Origin of the sequence: Streptomyces sp. NPDC059373 (genome assembly GCF_042751495.1) — a bacterium.
Classification (GTDB): Bacteria; Actinomycetota; Actinomycetes; order Streptomycetales; family Streptomycetaceae; genus Actinacidiphila.
Genome location: NZ_JBHYXC010000026.1, coordinates 59495 through 76240 on the forward strand (window position 1 = coordinate 59495; position 16746 = coordinate 76240).

Genomic DNA, 16746 nt, shown 5'->3' on the forward strand with positions numbered 1-16746 from the left:
TGGCAATTCGCCGTCATGGCCGGTAGATCGCCCATGTCTTCGGCGTCTCCGATACTTTCACCGCGCTCAGCTCGGGCAACTCGTGACACCAGAGTTCGAAGATCCACTTCGCGAGATTCTCAGCCGAAGGGGGCACGCCCCCCCCCCATCGCCTCGTTCAAGTGGCGGTGGTCGACGGTCGCATCCATCCATTTCTTGAACTCATCAAGGTCCCGGTAGTCCCGTACAAACCCGCTCTCCGTGCGGGCGTCGTCCTCCGCGGACAGTTCAAGCACCACGATGTAGTTGTGGCCGTGTATGCGGGCGCAGGGGTGCCAGGACGGAAGCGTGTCGAGCACATGGCTGGCGGAGAAGTGGAATTCCTTGGTGATGGTGAACATGCCAGCTCCCGTCTCCTGCTCCCCCGTCTGGGACTCGTAGCGATGCCGCACTGTAACCGGTCACGTCGTGGAACCCTCCTCGAACAGAGCACGGTTAAGGGGCACTGCGTTCAGGAAGCGTGATCGCTGTGCCTCGTCGTCGATGCTGTCCGCTTTGCGTCGTACCTCGGTACGGGCCCGCTCGATCAGGTGGCGGGCTTCGGCGTTGCTACCGGCCGCGTTCAGGGCGCGGGCTGCGTAGTACAGGACTTCCTCGGTACGCAGGGCGGGCATGTCACCGTGCTCGGCGAGTAGACGCAGCGCTTCGCGTGCGTCGCGTACCGCGGGGGCGGTTTCGCCGTCGTGGAGCCGGATGCGGCTGCGCAGGTAGTAGCCGGCGATCTGGCTGCGCACCATGCCGGAGTCCTGGGTGTCCATCAGCGTGTCTCCGGCCAGCTGGTGTGCCAGCCGCTCGTCGCGGCCGGTCTCCAGCAGTACCTCGACGTACAGGTTGCGGACGATGGGCACGAGGTTGGCGAGCCAGGTGCGCGCGGTCTCCTGCCATGCCTCCTCGATACGGTGAACGGCCTCATCGGCGCGTGCCGGGTCACGGGCGAGGAGCAGGGCGAGGAGCGCGCTGTTGTACGCATGCCAGCCGCTGTCTCCGCCGCGTTCCTCCTCGAACTCCAGCGCTTGGCGAAGCGCGGCTTGCGCTTCCTGGTCCTCGCCCATCGCAAGGTGCAGTTGGGCAAGGTAGTTGAGGGCTATCGGCTTCTCGGCCTGGAACGTCTCACCGGCGAGACGTTCGGCGCAGCGCAGCAGTCGGTGCCGGGCTTCGCCCAGGCGGCCGGCGTCGAAGAGGTTGGCGCCGATCTGCATCTCGTTGAGGTTGCGGGCATGCTGGAGGACCGGGTTTCCCGTTTCGCCGAGCCGGGGGTCGGAGGCGTAGAGCTGTTCGGCCTCCATCAGGACCCGCAGGCCGGCGTGAAGGTCGCGTTTGGGCAGTTGCCGGCCGTACTCGACCATGGCGATGAAGAGGGCGGGCCTGCCGTCCTGTCCGCATTCGCGGGCGCGTTGTACCGCCTCCTCCAGCTTGGCGAGGGAGGGCTCAAGACCCTGGACCGCCATCAGGGTCTTGCCTCGCAGGAGGGTGGTACGGGCGATGAGCAGGGGGTCCCCAAGTCGGTGGGCGGCCTCCTCCGCCTCGGCGGCGAGGGTGTCGATTCCCGGGGTCTCCTCCTCGGTCCGGCTGCCTTTCCAGCGCACCTCGGTGAGACTGAGCAGCAGTTCGACCGCCTCTACCAGGTGGCGGTCGCGTTCCGAGTCTCCGACAGGAAGGAGCCGGGCGGACTCGATCGCCGTGTGGCAGTGCTGTTCGGCCTGGGCGAAGGAGAATTCGTTCACGGCCACGGAGCGGGCCAGTTCGTAGTAGGCGGCAGAGCTCAGCGCCGCACAGGCTGGTCCGGCCTCACGCAGCTGGTCGGCGATCAGGACCCGCAGTTCCTTCGGGAGCACGTCGGAGGCGGCGCCGGGCAGCCGTCGGAGCGCTTCGGCAATGCGGGCGTGCCGCTGGAGCCTGGCTCCCTCCGACTGGTCGAGCCTGATTCCGTTCTGCAGGATGCGGTGCTCGAAGTCGTACCAGTCGGTGTGCAGCCGGGCCGCCCAGGCGGGAATGTCCGCGCGCCGGCGTTCACGTACCAGACCGTGCTCGTGCTGGATGCGGTGCAGCTGGTCCTGGACCTGGCTCTGGGGCAGTCCTGTCACATCGGCGATGGTGTGCGAGAAGAAGAACTCGCCCATGGTGGCACCGACGCGCAGCAGTTCGCGGGACCGGTCGTCGAGCCGCTGGAAGCGGTCCTTGACCGCCAGGGGCAGGTCGTCGGGGAGCGGAACACGGTCGCCGAGGCCGGGCCGCCACAGGCGCAGACACTGCTCGACGAAGATCGGGCGCCCCGCGGTCGCGTCGGCGAGCCGCGTCGCGAAATCATCCGGGATGTCATGACCGCGCAACCTCGCGTCGACCAGCTCGCGCACGGCCCACTCGGGAAGCGGCGGCAGAACGTGCCTGTCCACCAGCAGCGGGTCCGCTGTCTGCCAGGCGGCCAGCAGATCCCGGACAGCGCCACCGTTGCCCACGGCTGACGCGTACGAACCGAGACCCAGGACGAGGCCGAGCGGCTCGCCCGCGAGGCGGGGCAGCAACAGGTGCAGCAGCTCCAGGCTCTCCACGTCGCAGAGCTGGATGTCGTCGATGATCAGCAGGAGAGGCTGTTTACCACGGGCCTGCTCCAGCAGGACCTCGATCAGCTGTCTGGCCATGACGCTCGGAACATGGTGGAGGCTGTCGCCGGGGATGGAGCCGGTGGCCATCGCCGCCTCCGTGAATCCCCGCACGGCCGTGAACATCGCTCCGGACCCCGGGACCACCGCGGACAGCAGATCAGGCATAGCCGCCATGGCGCCACGTGCCGCACGCCGGCGCCATCGTCGCCTGACCGCACCACGGGGCTGCCGCCGGTCAAGCTCATCGAGAGCGTCAAAAACCGGTCCGTACGACCGGCCGGTGCCGATCCCGGGCGTACAGCGCACGAGCACCACGCGACACGGCGGCGTCTGCTCCTGCTCCATCCTCGCGACGAATTCCTTGAGCAGGTAAGTCTTACCCATGCCCGAGTCGCCTTCGATGACAGCAACGCCGCTACGCCCCTCCCCCAGGGCATACGCCACGGTGTTCAGTATGTCCAAGCTCTCCGTGCGGTCGACGAAGACCGGTGTCACCTTGCCCCCTCGCCCACCGCGGACATCACCCATCGCATCAACATCACTTCGCCACAGCATATTTGACGCAGCGCCAATTACCAGGACAGCAAGCCGTCGTGACCGAATCCGGTTGGCCGGTAGGGCCTGTCCCCGCGAGACCCCGACCACCCGCTCCGGCCCACGACTGTCGTTGCGCCCTGAGCCGCCCTGATGCCGGCCCGGCACCCGGTGGGGCGGCGTCCGGGCAACGCGAATTGCACCCGCGAGTCAGCCGGAAGGACGGGGCTCGGTCTTCCTCAGGAACGCTTACCCCGGCAGAAGGCCGAACCGAGGGCGCTTCGAGCGATTGGATCGTTCTCCGACGGAGAAAGTTGTTGCCAGAGCACATTTAGTGATCGTAAATTGCATCCATGAACAATCAGCAATGGTCAGCCCAGCTCACCGCACTCGTCGCGGAGCAGCTGCGCCGTTTTCGCAAGGAACAAGACCTGACGGTGCAGGATGTAGCCGACGCGTGTGAGGCTCTCGGCGTGGCAGTGGCGCGCACCACGATCACCAATCTCGAAACGGGCCGCCGGGCCTCCGTCGACCTCGCCGAGTTCCTGGTGCTTGCCAAGGTCCTCGGCGTCCCGCCGATCAGCCTGCTCTACCCTCTCGGGCACACCCCGACGGTAGTGGTCCTGCCGGGCCAGGAAGTGTCCGCCTGGGAGGCGGCAGCCTGGTTCACCGGCGAGACGCCTCAGGATGCCCCTTCGCCGCCAGGGTCACCCCGGGAAATCCTGGACACCTTCCGGGCGCATGGAGACGCGGTGGCCACCGCGCTGGTATCCATGCGCCTCGCCAAGGAGCGCCGTCGGAAGGCGAATGCCTCTCTCGACGCCGGCCGCGACGATTCCCTGCTCGAAACGGCGGCCGGATACGAGCAGCTCGCCGTCGAGGACCGCCGGGAACTGATCGCCCTTCGAACCAGCATGCGCCAACGTGGACTCACCCCACCGGGTCTCCCCACCGAGTTGTCGTCAGCCGAAGAGCCCGGGGCGACGGATCCGGGCTGAGGCGCACCACGACAACGGGTTCACCCCTTTCGAGCACGCACCTCGCTACCACGCCGGTCCGGCCGCACCAAACCATGATTCCTCTGGATCCTGACACTCGCACTGTCACCGATCCGGGGAGGCCGGAGATGCACAACAAGAACCTGCCCTCGTACGAAACGGCCTTCCTCAGCCTGCCCAAGGCCGCCGATTACCTCGGGATCTCCGCCAACACCCTCTACGTCTGGCGCCACCGCCGCCAGGGGCCGCCGAGCTTCCGCATGGGTCGCCGCGTCATGTACAGGATCTCTGCACTCAATGAGTGGATCGCCGAGCAGGAGAAGGCCGATTCACGATCCACCCCCTCTCTCAACCCCCTCAACCACAAGCCGCAGCGCCGTGCGGCACCCGCCCCGCGCCGCCGGTGAACAACCGCAAGGCGTTTCACGCGGGCCAGTTGAGACCCCTCCGGGACCACACAGGGCACGCAGATCAGCCTGCCCGTCGCACACGCACCAAGCCTCCCGGAGGGCATTCAATTGGCGGGGTACATAGAGGACCGGTGGCTCAAGAAGAGGCCGAACAAGGAGACCGGAAAGCGCGAACGGACCACGCTGTGGGGGAAGTGCGCGCGCTACCGGGTGAAGGGCATTCCCGGCGTACGCGACCGCTCCTTCGACACCAGCGAGGACGCGAAGCGGTGGCTCGCGACGGCCAAGACCGATACCACGCGCGGCGAGTTCGTCGACCCGCGCGACGGCACCATCGCCCTCGCTGACTACATTGAAGAACACTGGTGGCCGGCCCGGACCGACGAGCCGTCCACCGCGGCACCCATGCGCAGCCGCATCTGGAACCACATCATCCCGCTGCTGGGCACACTGCCCCTCCGGGACATCGACGCTGCGGTGCTGAGGGCGTGGAAGGCCCAACTGCTCACCCGAGTGGAGGAATCGACGGCCGAGGTGATCTGGATCCACCTCTCCACGATCCTGGGGGCCGCCGTCGATGACGACCGGTTGCTCAAAAACCCCTGCAAGGCGCATCGCACGGTGAAGCCGCCCAGGCGCACGAAGAAGAAGGCCAAGGCGTGGGAGCGGTCTACGGTCGACGCGGTCCGGGCTGGCTTGCAGGAGCGGTATCGCATCACGGTCGACCTCGGCGTCGGTCTCGGCCTGCGACAGGGCGAAGCATTCGGTCTCGGCGAGGACGACTTCGACTTCGCGGCCGGAGTCGTTCACGTCCGGCGGCAACTGCGGTGGGACATCAAGGGTCGGCCGTACTTCTGCCTGCCCAAGGGCGGCAAGACCCGGGACGTCCCCCTCTCCCCCAACCTCGCTCTACGCGTGCGCCAGCACTTCCGGCGCTTCCCTCCGGTCGCCTGCACGCTCCCGTGGCGCAACCCCGAGCCGCCGACGACCGGCCTTGAAGCACGTCAGCGGAAGCCGATCACCGTCCCGCTGGTCCTCAGCACGTCGCAGAGCAACCGCATCTACTACATCACCTGGAACAAGCTCAGCTGGAAACGCGCCCTTGTCACGGCAGGCGTGATCAAGGTCGTCGGCGAGAAGGTGCAGCGCCACGGCGAGCGTGTCCGCACCGTCCCCGTGTTCGAGCTCTCCCGCCAGGACATGTTCCACGTCCTGCCCCACACGTACGCCAGCGTGCAGCTTGAGGCCGGCGAGTCCATCGTCAGCCTGTCGGAGTGGCTCGGCCACTCCTCGCCGAACATCACACTCGACCACTACGCTCACTTCATGCCGCAGGCAGGCCAACAAGGCCTCAGCGCCATGGACACGTGGTTCGCGCCCGATCAACCGCAAAAAGTCCCTGAGAAGTCCCTGGCCGTACCTTGGACCAAGAAACTGACCATAAAACCGCAGCTCACGGGCATGATCAAGTCCACGGGTGACATGAAGGTCAAATACAAGGAGACCGCCCGCGGCGGCCTCGCGGTCAACGTCATCGAGTGCTGACGGGAACGGCCCTGACCTGCTCCTTCGAGTCTTTCGGAGCTGTCAGGGCCTTCCCTGCTTGCACGGCGGAAAGTCCCCGGAAACTCCCCCGGACAGAGCTGTAGAAGTCTGCCCGTGTCAGTGGCCGTCGTTCCGTTGACGGAACCGGCCGCTGCACATCGGCCTGATACCGAGCCCACGCAGGGTGTGGCGACCGAGGACAGAGGGCGCCGCGCACGCGGTGCAGCCGCCTGTCCGTGGTCGGGTTGGACGGTGCACCCAGCGGCGGTGTGGTCGACGAGTGCACGCCCTCGCTCGACAAGGGGACCTCCCTCCGTGCCGGTCCGGTCGACAAGACCGGCGACTGGCGGGGAGGGGCCGGGCCCTCCCCGGTCCGCCGCGTCTGCTTGGGTGATCGTCACGTTGCGGGGTATCGGCCGAAGAGGTTTCGAGGAGGGCTGTCGAATCCGGGCTGGCCGTTCGACGTAGGGGTGTAAGGCAACCACAACCACGTGGAAGGACAGCCACCATGGCTCAGTACGCGATCCTCATCTACGGAAAGGCCCACGCCGATGAGGCCGAGGCCGTTCCTGGGGCGCGTGAGGCCCACGACCGGAACTTCGAGGACATGGTGACGTCCGGGGCCCTGGTCGCGGCATTCGCGCTGCAGTCTGCCGCCGACACAGCGACCTCGATCCGCGGCGACGTGGTGACGGACGGACCGTTCGTCGATGCCAAGGAAGTCATCGCCGGTATCGCCATCATCGAGGCGTCCGACCTGGACGCCGCTTTGAAGATCGCTCGGGCCAATCCCGCTACCCAGCAGGGCGGCGGTGTCGAGGTGCGGCCCATCGAAGGAGGCTTCATCGCTGATCGGCCCGCCGCGGCATGACGCCGTCGGCAGACGTCGAGACGGCGGTCGCGGACGCGCACCGTCGCGGGTGGGCCCTGGTGCTCGCCGCGACGGTGCGTGTCGCTCGCGATCTGGACCTGGCCGAGGAGTGTGTGCAAGAGGCGTATGCCGCGGCCCTGACGAGCTGGGCCCGCGACGGGATCCCGAACAATCCGGCAGCCTGGCTCACCACCACGGCCAAGCGCCGCGCGATGGATGTGGCGCGGCGCGAGCAGACATTCCGCTCGAAACTCCCGCTGCTGGTCGAGTCCGAGGAGACAGAGGACAAGGTGGCTGTCGACGAACCGGCCGTCGTCGAGTCCGAGGCCGTGATACCGGACGAGCTGCTGCGGCTGATCTTCATGTGCTGTCATCCGGCGTTGGCGCAGGAGGCGCAGCTGGCACTGACACTGCGACTCGTGTGTGGGGTGACGACCGCCGATATCGCCCGTGCGCTTCTGGTGTCGGAGCCCACCATGGCCGCCCGGATGACGCGGGCGAAGAAGAAGATCTCGGCTGCACGGATCCCCTTCCGACTGCCGGGAGCGGCTGAGCTGCCGGATCGACTGCGCGCTGTACTCGGCGTGATCCATCTGCTGTTCACTACCGGACACACCGCGCCGTCCGGCGTATCGCTGGTGCGCACCGACCTGGTGGACCAGTCGCTGAAGCTGGCTCGGATGCTGCGGGAGCTGATGCCCGACGAGCGGGAGGTGCGGGGGCTGCTCGCCCTGCTGCTGGTCACCGACGCCCGGCGCGCCACCCGGGTCGACTCCGACGGTCGGCTGCTACGACTGGAGGACCAGGACCGATCGCTCTGGGACCGCCCGGCGATGGCTGAGGCGCACGACCTGATCGTGAACGGGCTGCGCGGCGGGCGACCGGGCCGCTATGTGCTGCAGGCGGCGATCGCCTCGCTCTACGCCCAGGCGCCGTCCTACGACCGGACGGACTGGCCGCAGATCGTGACCCTGTACGACGAGCTGCTGTCGGCGTGGCCCTCGCCGGTGGTGGCGTTGAACCGCACAGTGGCGGTGTCGATGGTCTCCGGGCCGGCGCAGGCGCTGGAAGAGGTTGCGAAGTTGGAGAAGGACGGCCGACTCGCGCGATACCAGTACCTACCGGCGGTCAAGGCGGACCTGCTGCATCGGCTGGGCCGCTCGCAGGAGGCTGCGACCGCCTACCGCCAGGCGCTGGAGTTGACCGGGAACGACGCCGAGCGCGCGTTCCTGGCCGAACGCCTCGCCGGTCCGCACCAGGCATAGGTACCACGCTCTCGGCCATCAGTCTTAGTCCGAGGCTGCCTCGGGATCCGGCTTCGTGAGGTCGGCCACCTCGACGTCGTCCTTCTTCGTACGCAGGGCGACCCAGCAACCAGGACTCCGGCGACCAGCCGTCATCCGGCGCTCAGATCGGAGCATCTGACGTGTGTAGACCCTGGTGCGGGCAAAGCTGCGCTGCACCAGGGAAGCCCCCGTAGACAATCTGGATCACTGCATTGCGAGGGACACATGGCACGACCAGGCGGCGGGGGCCGATGGCCGGGCACCGCAACGCACCACTGACTCCGGAGGGGCGATTGCGGCTCTGCCTGCGCATCGACGCAGGTCGGCCGATCGCGCACGTTGCGGCCGAGGAATCCTCCCCGCCCGCCAACAGCTCGCGCAGCGCGGCAACGTCACCGTGCGCCGCGGCACGGTGCACCGCAGCGCGCCCCGTCTTGTCCCGCTCCTGGTCGCCATCTGTCATGACGCCCATCCTCTCGTCGGGCTTGACGAAGGACATAGGGGCACCCCCATCCTCACCCCTGCCCCCGCAACTTCTGCCACAACTCCGTGACCTGGACGACGTACCCGATGAACGGCAGCCCGAGTGCCAGGTTATGCAGGCCGAAGCGGCGGCGCAGGGTGCGAGTCAGGGGCCAAGTAGGGGCCCGTTCGATGAGCCAGAACTCGGTTTCCAGGTGCTTGATGCGGCCCTTGAGGGCGTCACGGTCGTCGGCCGCCGTCGCCACCAGCAACTGGCGTCGCAGATCAGCGAGTTGCACGGTCAGTCGGTCCGCGTCGTGGCTCAGCTCTACTTTGCGGGCCCGCATGGCCCGGTGGATGCCAGCCATCGGCACGACGAACACCAGTATCTCGATGGTGATGGCGAGGACGAGCAGGCCGAGGTACGGAGTGCGGTACATGTCGAGGCCCTCGACGAACGGGATGATCCACCACCATGCGGCAATGTAGAGGGCGGGGATTCCGGCGAGCATCGACTGGACGAGGTAGAAATCGCCGAGGGGTTTGAGGCCGCCCGCGCCGTCGACGTGGCCGGGCTGTACGTCGAGGCGTGCGCCGTACGCCCGTTGGATTCGCCACATGGTGCCATGGGCCGCCATTCGGCCGAGTTGCTCGCCCGCCGCCCACGCGCGGGTATCAGGGCGATCGAGGAGGCGCAGGATGCAGTCCGACCGGGAGTTCCGCGTGCGCCGTGTCTATGATCCGCCCGATCCGGCTGACGGGCTGCGCGTGCTGGTGGACCGGCTGTGGCCGCGCGGGCTGTCCAAGGAGCGGGCGGCCGTGGACGAATGGCTCAGGGAGGTCACGCCCTCGGGGGCCTGCGTGCCGCCTACCACGCCGAGCAGGTGGACTTCGCCACCTTCCGGGCCCGCTACCGGGCAGAACTGGCCGAGCCCGACCATGCGGCAGCGGTCGGTCACCTGCTCGACCTGATCCGTACCTCGACCGTCACCCTGGTAACCGCCGTGAAGGACCCCGAGCACAGTCATGTCCCGGTCCTTGTCGACCATGTGCGGCGGCAACAGGGTCGTGACGCCGGTGACTGGTAACGCCGAGGCAATGCCGAGGTAAGCGGAACACGCCCAACACCAAAGGGGGATGTTCTTCGCACCAAGGGAAGGGCAGCCCGCTTTGGGAATTGTCCGCTTTTGCGCTCCTAGTGTTTCTTCCTAGTAACAACCTCGGAAACTTCTGTGAAACTGCTGATAACGTGCTCCCGCAGCGCTGCGCACGCCTCCCAGGGGTGGGTCCGGAACGTCGTGTTCGCGCTGCGGAAGGCACGGCATTTGTGCCGGGGGGAAGCGCTGACCTCGTAAGACGTCCGCACCCACCCCAGCCCTCTTTCTTGGTTGAGAGCTCGTGGTGTCGAAGGGGAGGACGTCCATGCCAAGCACGGACGAGGAGCTGATACCGGCCGCGCGGCCGGTGATCGGCGAGTCAGAGATCGAGGCCGCTGTGCGTGTGCTGCGCAGCGGCCGGGTTGTGCAGGGGCCCGAAGTGGCCGCCTTCGAGGAGGAGTTCTCGGAGCTGGTGGCCGGCCGGAGCTGCGTGGCCGTGAATTCCGGTACGTCCGCGCTGCAGCTGACCCTGCTGGCGCTGGGCATCGGGTACGGCGACGAGGTGGTCGTACCGTCCTTCTCGTTCGCCGCCTCGGCGAACGCGGTGCGCCTGGTGGGGGCGGAGCCGGTCTTCGCCGACATCCAGCCGGACAGCTTCTGCATCGACCCGGCGGCCGTCGAGGCCGCGATCACCCCGCGTACGGCGGCGATCATGCCGGTCCACCTGTACGGCCACCCGGCCCGGATGGACCAGATCATGCCGATCGCCGACCGGCACGGCCTGGCGGTCGTCGAGGACGCGGCTCAGGCACACGGCGCCGCGCTGAACGGGTTGCCGGTGGGCGCCTTCGGCTCGGCGGGCTGCTTCAGCTTCTACCCGACCAAGAACATGCACGCCCTCGAAGGCGGCATGGTCACCACCGCCGACCCCGAAGTGGCCCGCACCCTGCGGCTGTTGCGTAACCAGGGTATGGAGCAGCGGTACGCGAACGAGATCGTGGGCGCCAACATGCGGATGACCGACGTCGCCGCCGCCATCGGGCGTGAGCAGCTGAAGCAGCTGGCCGGGTGGACCGATCAGCGCCGCGCCAACGCCGCGTTCCTGGACGAGCACCTGACCGGCGTGGTCGTCCCGCCGGTCGGCGCGGGCGCCCGGCACGTCTACCACCAGTACACGGTCCGGGCCTCCGGCGACCGCGACGCTCTGCAGGCGGCGCTCACCGAACGTGGCGTCGGCAGCGGCGTCTACTACCCGACACCGATCCACCGCCTCAAGCCGTACTGGGAACCCGACCAGAAGCACGGCCGCACCTGGGACCTCCCGCAGACCGAGCGGGCGGCGGCCGAGGTGCTGTCGCTGCCGGTGCACCCGTCGCTGTCGCAGGCACACCTCGACCGCATCGTGGCCGCCGTCAACGCAGCCGGAGGTGCCCTGTGAGCGCCCCGAAGCTGCGCGCCGGCCTCATCGGCCTGGGGGCGATGGGCCGTAACCACGCCCGCGTCCTGGCCGGCCTGGACCAGGTCGAACTGGTCGGTGTCGTCGACCCGATGGGCGACCGCGACGGCGCCGCCCAGGGCGCCCCGGTCGTCCCCACCGTCGACGAACTCCTGGACATGGGCGTGGACTACGCGGTCGTGGCCTGCCCGACCGCGCTGCACGAGGAGGTCGGTCTGGCCCTCGCCGGGGCCGGAGTCTGTGCCCTGATCGAGAAGCCGCTGGCCCACACCGTCGAGGCCGCCCGGCGTCTGGTGCACGCCTTCGAGTCCCGCGGTCTGGTCGCCGCCGTGGGCCACATCGAGCGCTTCAACCCGGCCCTGCAAAGCCTGCGCTCCCGCCTCGAGGCGGGCGAGCTGGGCGAGGTCTTCCAGGTCGTCACCCGCCGGCAGGGTCCCTTCCCGCACCGGATAGCCGACGTCGGTGTCGTGAAGGACCTGGCCACCCACGACATCGACCTCACCGCGTGGGTCACCGGCCAGGAGTACCTCTCGGTGGCGGCCCGCACGGTCTCCAAGAGCGGCCGCCCGCACGAGGACATGGTCGCCGTCGTCGGTCAGCTGACCGACGGCACGATGGTCAACCACCTCGTCAACTGGCTCAGCCCGCTCAAGGAGCGCTTCACCTCCGTCACCGGCGAGCACGGCTGCTTCGTCGCCGACACGCTCACCGCCGACCTCACGTTCTTCGCCAACGGTGCCGTCACCACCGAGTGGGAGGCCCTGCGCGCCTTCCGAGGGGTCGCCGAGGGCGACATGGTCCGCTTCGCCATCTCCAAGCGCGAGCCGCTGCTCGTCGAGCACGAGCGCTTCCGCGACGCGGTGCGGGGCGAGCAGACCGACATCGTGACCCTCCGCCAGGGACTGCGGACCGTGGAGGTCTCCGCGGCCGTCCTGGAGTCCGCCGGGACCGGCGCGACCGTACCTGTCGAGTGGACGGAGACCGTGCTCCATGGCGTCTGACCCCCTCATCGAGCGCCGGCCGGGCACCCGTGGACGGGTTGTCATGCTCGTCGACAACGGCGTGAACGGCGACTCGCGCGTGCAGAAGCAGGCCCGTTCGGCGGCCGCGGCAGGCTGGGACGTGGTCCTGCTGGGCAAGTCGCCCGACCGGAAGCGGCGCGGCTGGCAGCTCGGGGACGCGGAGGTGCTGCTCATCCCCGTACCGGGGCCACTGAGCAAGCGCCGCCACGAGTTCCGCCGGGCGCCCCTGCGGCGGCCGCTGGCCTACCCGCCCGGCCGGCTCGCCGACTACCGCAAGCAGCGGATCAAGGCCTGGCGGTCCGACCTGCGCATCCGTGGCGTGCTCGCCAAGGAGCGGGGCTCGGCGATCGCGGCCGTCCGGCTGCTGCTGCCCCGCATGATGTCCAACCTCGTGGGCCGCTGGGTGACCCTCCGCTGGCGGCACACCCGCGCCCTCGACGGCACGCGCAAGCGGATGGACTCCCGGCTCGACCGGTTCACCACCGCCTTCTGGCAGCGGACCATGGGCGACCGTGCCTGGCGCAGGCTCGACCCGCACCTGTGGGACTACGAACTGGCATACGGCAAAGTCGTGGACGCCCTGAAGCCCGACCTGATCCACGCCAACGACTTCCGCATGCTGGGCGTGGGCGCCAGGGCCAGGCTGCGGTCGCGGGCAGCCGGCCGGCGCGTCCCGCTGGTCTGGGACGCGCACGAGTTCCTGCCGGGCATCAAGCCGTGGAGCCCCCATCCGCGCTGGCACGTCGCCCAGTGCGCCCATGAGCGCGAGTACGCGCCGCACGCCGACGCCGTGCTGACCGTTTCCGAGTCGCTCGGCGACCTGCTCGTGGAGCGGCACGGCCTGGCCGACCGCCCGACGACCGTCCTCAACGCCCCCGGAGCGGAGCTGCCTCAGGACGGCGTCGACGAGCCGGTGCCGAACCTGCGCGAGCTGTGCGGCCTCGGCCCGGACGACCCGCTGGTCGTATACAGCGGATCCGCCGCCCCGCAGCGCGGCCTCGGCATCATGGTCGAGGCCCTGCCCGGGCTCGAAGGCGTCCACGTCGCCTTCGTCGTCCTCAAGCCGACGGCGGCGTATCCCCAGGAACTGCTCGCGCGCGCCGAGGAGCTGGGCGTCGCCGACCGGGTGCACATGGTGCCGTACGTGCCGCACTACCAGGTCGTGCCGTTTCTGGCGGAGGCCGACGCCGGAGTCATCCCGATCCACCACTGGCCGAACCACGAGATCGCGCTGATCACGAAGTTCTTCGAGTACTCGCACGCGCGGCTGCCGCTCGTGGTCAGCGACGTGCGGACGATGTCCGAGATGACGTCCGAGACCGGACAGGGCGAGGTCTTCGCGGCGGACGACCTGGCCGACTACAGCCGAGCCGTCAAGGCCGTGCTCGCGGACCCGGAACGCTACCGAGCGGCATACGACGCCCCAGGGCTGCTGGAGGGATGGACGTGGGAGCGCCAGGCCGAGATCCTCGACGCGGTCTACACCCGGCTGGCGGGGGTTACGAGATGACCACTCCCGACGTCAGCGTCATCGTCGCCGTATACAACACGATGCCGTACCTGACCGATTGCCTGACCTCGCTGGTCGAGCAGAGCATCGGCCTGGACAGGCTGGAGGTCGTCGCCGTCGACGACGGCTCCACCGACGGCAGCGGCAAGGAACTCGACCGCTTCGCCCAGCTCCACCCGGACACCGTCAAGGTGATCCACCAGCCCAACTCCGGCGGCCCGGCCGCCCCCAGCAACCGGGCCCTGGACATGGCCACCGGCCGCTACGTCTACTTCATCGGCTCCGACGACTACCTGGGCCGGGAAGCGCTGGAGCGGATGGTCACCGCGGCCGACGAGCACGGCTCGGACGTCGTGGTCGGGAAGATGGAGGGCGTCGGCGGGCGATACGTCCACCAGGCCCTGTACAAGACGACCCGGCACGATGTCACCTTCAGCAACTCGGCGCTGCCGTGGACCGTGGCCAACACCAAGCTCTTCCGGCGTGAGCTGGTCGAGCTGCACAAGCTGCGCTTCCCCGAGGACCTGCCGGTCGGCAGCGACCAGCCGTTCACCATCGAGGCATGCGTGCGCGCCGCCCGGATCTCGGTGCTGGCCGACTACACGTGCTACTACGCGGTGCGCCGCGGTGACGCCAGTAACATCACCTACCGGGCCGACCACGAGGCCCGGCTGCGGTGTACCGCGGAGATCATGAATTTCACCGCGGACCTCATCCCGGCCGGCCCCGACCGCGACGCGGTGCTCAAGCGGCACTTCGGCTGGGAGCTGTCGAAGCTGCTCCTGGACGACTTCCCGGACCTCGACCGGAAGGTCCAGGACACGCTCGTCGCGGGGATCGGCCGGCTCGCGAAGGCGTATCTCACCGATCCCATCCGGGACAACATGGGCGTCAAGAAGCGGGTCCGCCTCGGGCTCGCGCAGCACGGCAGGACCGAGGAACTGTGCGCGCTGATCCGCGAAGAGGCCAAGAAGGGCGCACCGCCGTTCGTCCTGGAGGAGGAGCGGGCCTTCGCCCGGTATCCGGGCTTCCGCGACCTGAACGCGGTGCTGCCGATGCACTGGTACGAGGTCATCAAGGAAGGCGTGATCGGCCGGCTGAAGGCGGGCACCAAGACCACGTCGGTGTCCTGGCAGAAGGACCGCGAGGGCCGCCCGGTCCTCGCCGTCACCGCCCGGATGAAGCTCCTCGGCCCGTTCGGCGCGGGACCGGCCCAGCCCCGGTGCGAGCTGGCCGGACCAGCCGCCGTGCGGGTCCCGGTCGTGTGGGGCCTGGCCGACAAGGCGTTGGTGGCCACGCAGGTCAAAGCAAGCATCCCGGTGCGTGAACTGGTGGCGGCGGCGGGCGGCAAGGCCGCGAAGTGGCAGCCGAGCCTCGCTGTCAGCATCGCCCGGACGCCGTACGAGATCCCGGTGGCCGCCCTCGGGTCCGTACCGCAGAAGCGGCTGTGGCACGAGCGCCGCCCCTACCGGATCTCCGTCATCACCGGCGAGGACGGCCGACTGGTGGTCGCCGTGGCCCCCATCAAGCCCTTGCGGGTCATCACGCGGCGCCTGCGCCGACTGAGGAAGAAGTAACCACCTATGAACATCTGTGTCGTCGCCCTCGGCAAGATCGGACTGCCGCTCGCCGTGCAGTTCGCCGCCAAGGGCCACCGGGTGATCGGCGCCGACGTCAACGAGAAGGTCGTCGAGCTGGTCAATGCCGGGACCGAACCCTTCCCCGGCGAGCACGACCTCGACGTACGCCTCAAGGCCGCCGTCGAGGCCGGGCTGCTGACCGCGACCACCGACACGGCGGCCGCGGTCGCCGAGTCCGAGGCGGTCGTGGTCGTCGTGCCGCTGTTCGTGGACGCCGAAGGCGTACCGGACTTCGGCTGGATGGACTCCGCGACCAAGGCCATCGCGGCCGGCCTTCGCCCGGGCACCCTGGTCAGCTACGAGACCACGCTCCCCGTCGGCACCACCCGCGGCCGCTGGGCCCCGATGCTGGAGGAGGGTTCCGGCCTCACCGCCGGGCAGGACTTCCACCTGGTCTTCAGTCCCGAACGGGTACTGACCGGCCGGGTCTTCGCCGACCTGCGCCGCTACCCCAAGCTCGTGGGCGGCATCGACGAGGCGTCAGCCGAGCACGGTGTCGCGTTCTACCAGGCCGTACTGGACTTCGATGAGCGCCCGGACCTCACCGAGCCCAACGGCGTCTGGGACCTGGGATCTGCGGAGGCCTCGGAACTGGCCAAGCTCGCCGAGACCACGTACCGCGACGTCAACATCGGCCTGGCGAACCAGTTCGCGCGCTTCGCCGACAAGGCCGGTATCGACGTCAGGAAGGTCATCGAGGCCTGCAACACCCAGCCCTACAGCCACATCCACCAGCCCGGCATCGCCGTCGGCGGCCACTGCATCCCGATCTATCCGCGGATGTACCTGTGGAACGACCCCGAGGCCACCGTCGTCCGCTCCGCCCGCGAGGCGAACGCCGCGATGCCGTCGTACGCCGTCGACCTGCTGGCCGCGGCCTACGGTGACCTCACCGGCGTCAACGTCCTTGTCCTGGGCGCTGCTTACCGCGGTGGCGTGAAGGAGACCGCCTTCTCCGGCGTCTTCCCGACCGTCGAGGCGCTCAAGGCCCGGGGCGCGGTGCCCTACGTCTCCGACCCGATGTACAGCGCCGAGGAGCTGGCCGCCCACGGGCTCACCCCGCACGCGGGCGAGACCGTGACCGCGGCCGTCCTCCAGGCCGATCATGCCGAGTACCGGGAGCTCGGCGCCGCCGACCTCCCCGACGTCCGCGTCCTCGTAGACGGGCGCCGCACCACGGACCCGGCCCGCTGGCCCGGCGTGCGGCACGTCGTCATCGGCGGCTGACGGCGCACGGTCTCCGTGACGCGAGGGCCCCCACCGGCTGCCGGTG

General features: G+C 68.9%; 13 protein-coding genes and 2 pseudogenes. 11 read left to right on the forward strand and 4 right to left on the reverse strand.

Going from position 1 to position 16746, the window contains the following annotated elements; genetic code table 11:
* Positions 1-13: 13 nt before the first annotated feature.
* A pseudogene (locus ACFXJ5_RS28555) lies at positions 14-380 on the reverse strand (6-pyruvoyl trahydropterin synthase family protein).
* Positions 381-440: 60 nt separating this feature from the next.
* Positions 441-3170, reverse strand: a complete 2730-nt coding sequence (locus ACFXJ5_RS28560; protein WP_384637049.1) for an ATP-binding protein — start codon at positions 3168-3170, stop codon at positions 441-443.
* 359 nt (positions 3171-3529) lie between these two features.
* On the opposite strand from ACFXJ5_RS28560, the gene ACFXJ5_RS28565 reads away from it, so the two are divergent.
* From ACFXJ5_RS28565 to ACFXJ5_RS28585, 5 genes are all read left to right on the forward strand, one after another.
* Entirely contained in the window at positions 3530-4174 is a 645-nt protein-coding gene (locus ACFXJ5_RS28565; protein WP_384637052.1) for a helix-turn-helix transcriptional regulator, read from the forward strand.
* A gap of 128 nt (positions 4175-4302) precedes the next feature.
* Positions 4303-4581: a helix-turn-helix transcriptional regulator gene (locus ACFXJ5_RS28570; protein ID WP_384637055.1), complete on the forward strand. Its 279-nt coding sequence runs from the start codon at positions 4303-4305 to the stop codon at positions 4579-4581.
* 111 nt (positions 4582-4692) lie between these two features.
* A complete protein-coding gene (locus ACFXJ5_RS28575; protein ID WP_384637058.1) occupies positions 4693-6129 on the forward strand; it encodes an integrase in 1437 nt (478 codons plus the stop codon).
* Positions 6130-6637: 508 nt separating this feature from the next.
* Positions 6638-7000, forward strand: a complete 363-nt coding sequence (locus ACFXJ5_RS28580; RefSeq protein WP_384637061.1) for a YciI family protein — start codon at positions 6638-6640, stop codon at positions 6998-7000.
* Positions 7001-7059: 59 nt separating this feature from the next.
* Positions 7060-8265, forward strand: coding sequence for an RNA polymerase sigma factor (locus ACFXJ5_RS28585; protein ID WP_384637064.1), 1206 nt, complete (start codon positions 7060-7062; stop codon positions 8263-8265).
* A 24-nt stretch (positions 8266-8289) separates the two neighbouring features.
* On the opposite strand, the gene ACFXJ5_RS28590 is transcribed toward ACFXJ5_RS28585, so the two are convergent.
* The gene (locus ACFXJ5_RS28590; RefSeq protein ID WP_384637067.1) at positions 8290-8421 is read right to left on the reverse strand and encodes a hypothetical protein; all 132 of its coding nucleotides are present in this window, start codon (positions 8419-8421) and stop codon (positions 8290-8292) included.
* A gap of 380 nt (positions 8422-8801) precedes the next feature.
* A complete protein-coding gene (locus ACFXJ5_RS28595) occupies positions 8802-9368 on the reverse strand; it encodes a hypothetical protein (protein WP_384637070.1) in 567 nt (188 codons plus the stop codon).
* Positions 9369-9447: 79 nt separating this feature from the next.
* On the opposite strand from ACFXJ5_RS28595, the pseudogene ACFXJ5_RS28600 reads away from it, so the two are divergent.
* The 6 genes and pseudogenes from ACFXJ5_RS28600 to ACFXJ5_RS28625 all read left to right on the forward strand — a co-directional run bounded on the left by ACFXJ5_RS28600 (position 9448) and on the right by ACFXJ5_RS28625 (position 16700).
* Positions 9448-9836 (forward strand): annotated as a pseudogene (locus tag ACFXJ5_RS28600) (DUF488 domain-containing protein).
* Positions 9837-10170: 334 nt separating this feature from the next.
* The gene (locus ACFXJ5_RS28605) at positions 10171-11283 is read left to right on the forward strand and encodes a DegT/DnrJ/EryC1/StrS family aminotransferase (RefSeq protein ID WP_384637073.1); all 1113 of its coding nucleotides are present in this window, start codon (positions 10171-10173) and stop codon (positions 11281-11283) included.
* Positions 11280-12302 (forward strand): Gfo/Idh/MocA family oxidoreductase, encoded by a 1023-nt coding sequence (locus tag ACFXJ5_RS28610; protein WP_384637076.1) that lies wholly within the window; start codon positions 11280-11282, stop codon positions 12300-12302. Before ACFXJ5_RS28605 ends, ACFXJ5_RS28610 begins: the two co-directional genes overlap by 4 nt.
* Positions 12292-13833, forward strand: a complete 1542-nt coding sequence (locus tag ACFXJ5_RS28615) for a glycosyltransferase family 4 protein (protein WP_384637079.1) — start codon at positions 12292-12294, stop codon at positions 13831-13833. The genes ACFXJ5_RS28610 and ACFXJ5_RS28615 overlap by 11 nt, the downstream gene beginning before the upstream one ends.
* Positions 13830-15410 (forward strand): glycosyltransferase family 2 protein, encoded by a 1581-nt coding sequence (locus ACFXJ5_RS28620; RefSeq protein ID WP_384637082.1) that lies wholly within the window; start codon positions 13830-13832, stop codon positions 15408-15410. The genes ACFXJ5_RS28615 and ACFXJ5_RS28620 overlap by 4 nt, the downstream gene beginning before the upstream one ends.
* A gap of 6 nt (positions 15411-15416) precedes the next feature.
* On the forward strand, positions 15417-16700 hold the full coding sequence (locus ACFXJ5_RS28625) for a nucleotide sugar dehydrogenase (RefSeq protein ID WP_384637085.1): 1284 nt from the start codon (positions 15417-15419) through the stop codon (positions 16698-16700).
* Positions 16701-16746: the final 46 nt, after the last annotated feature.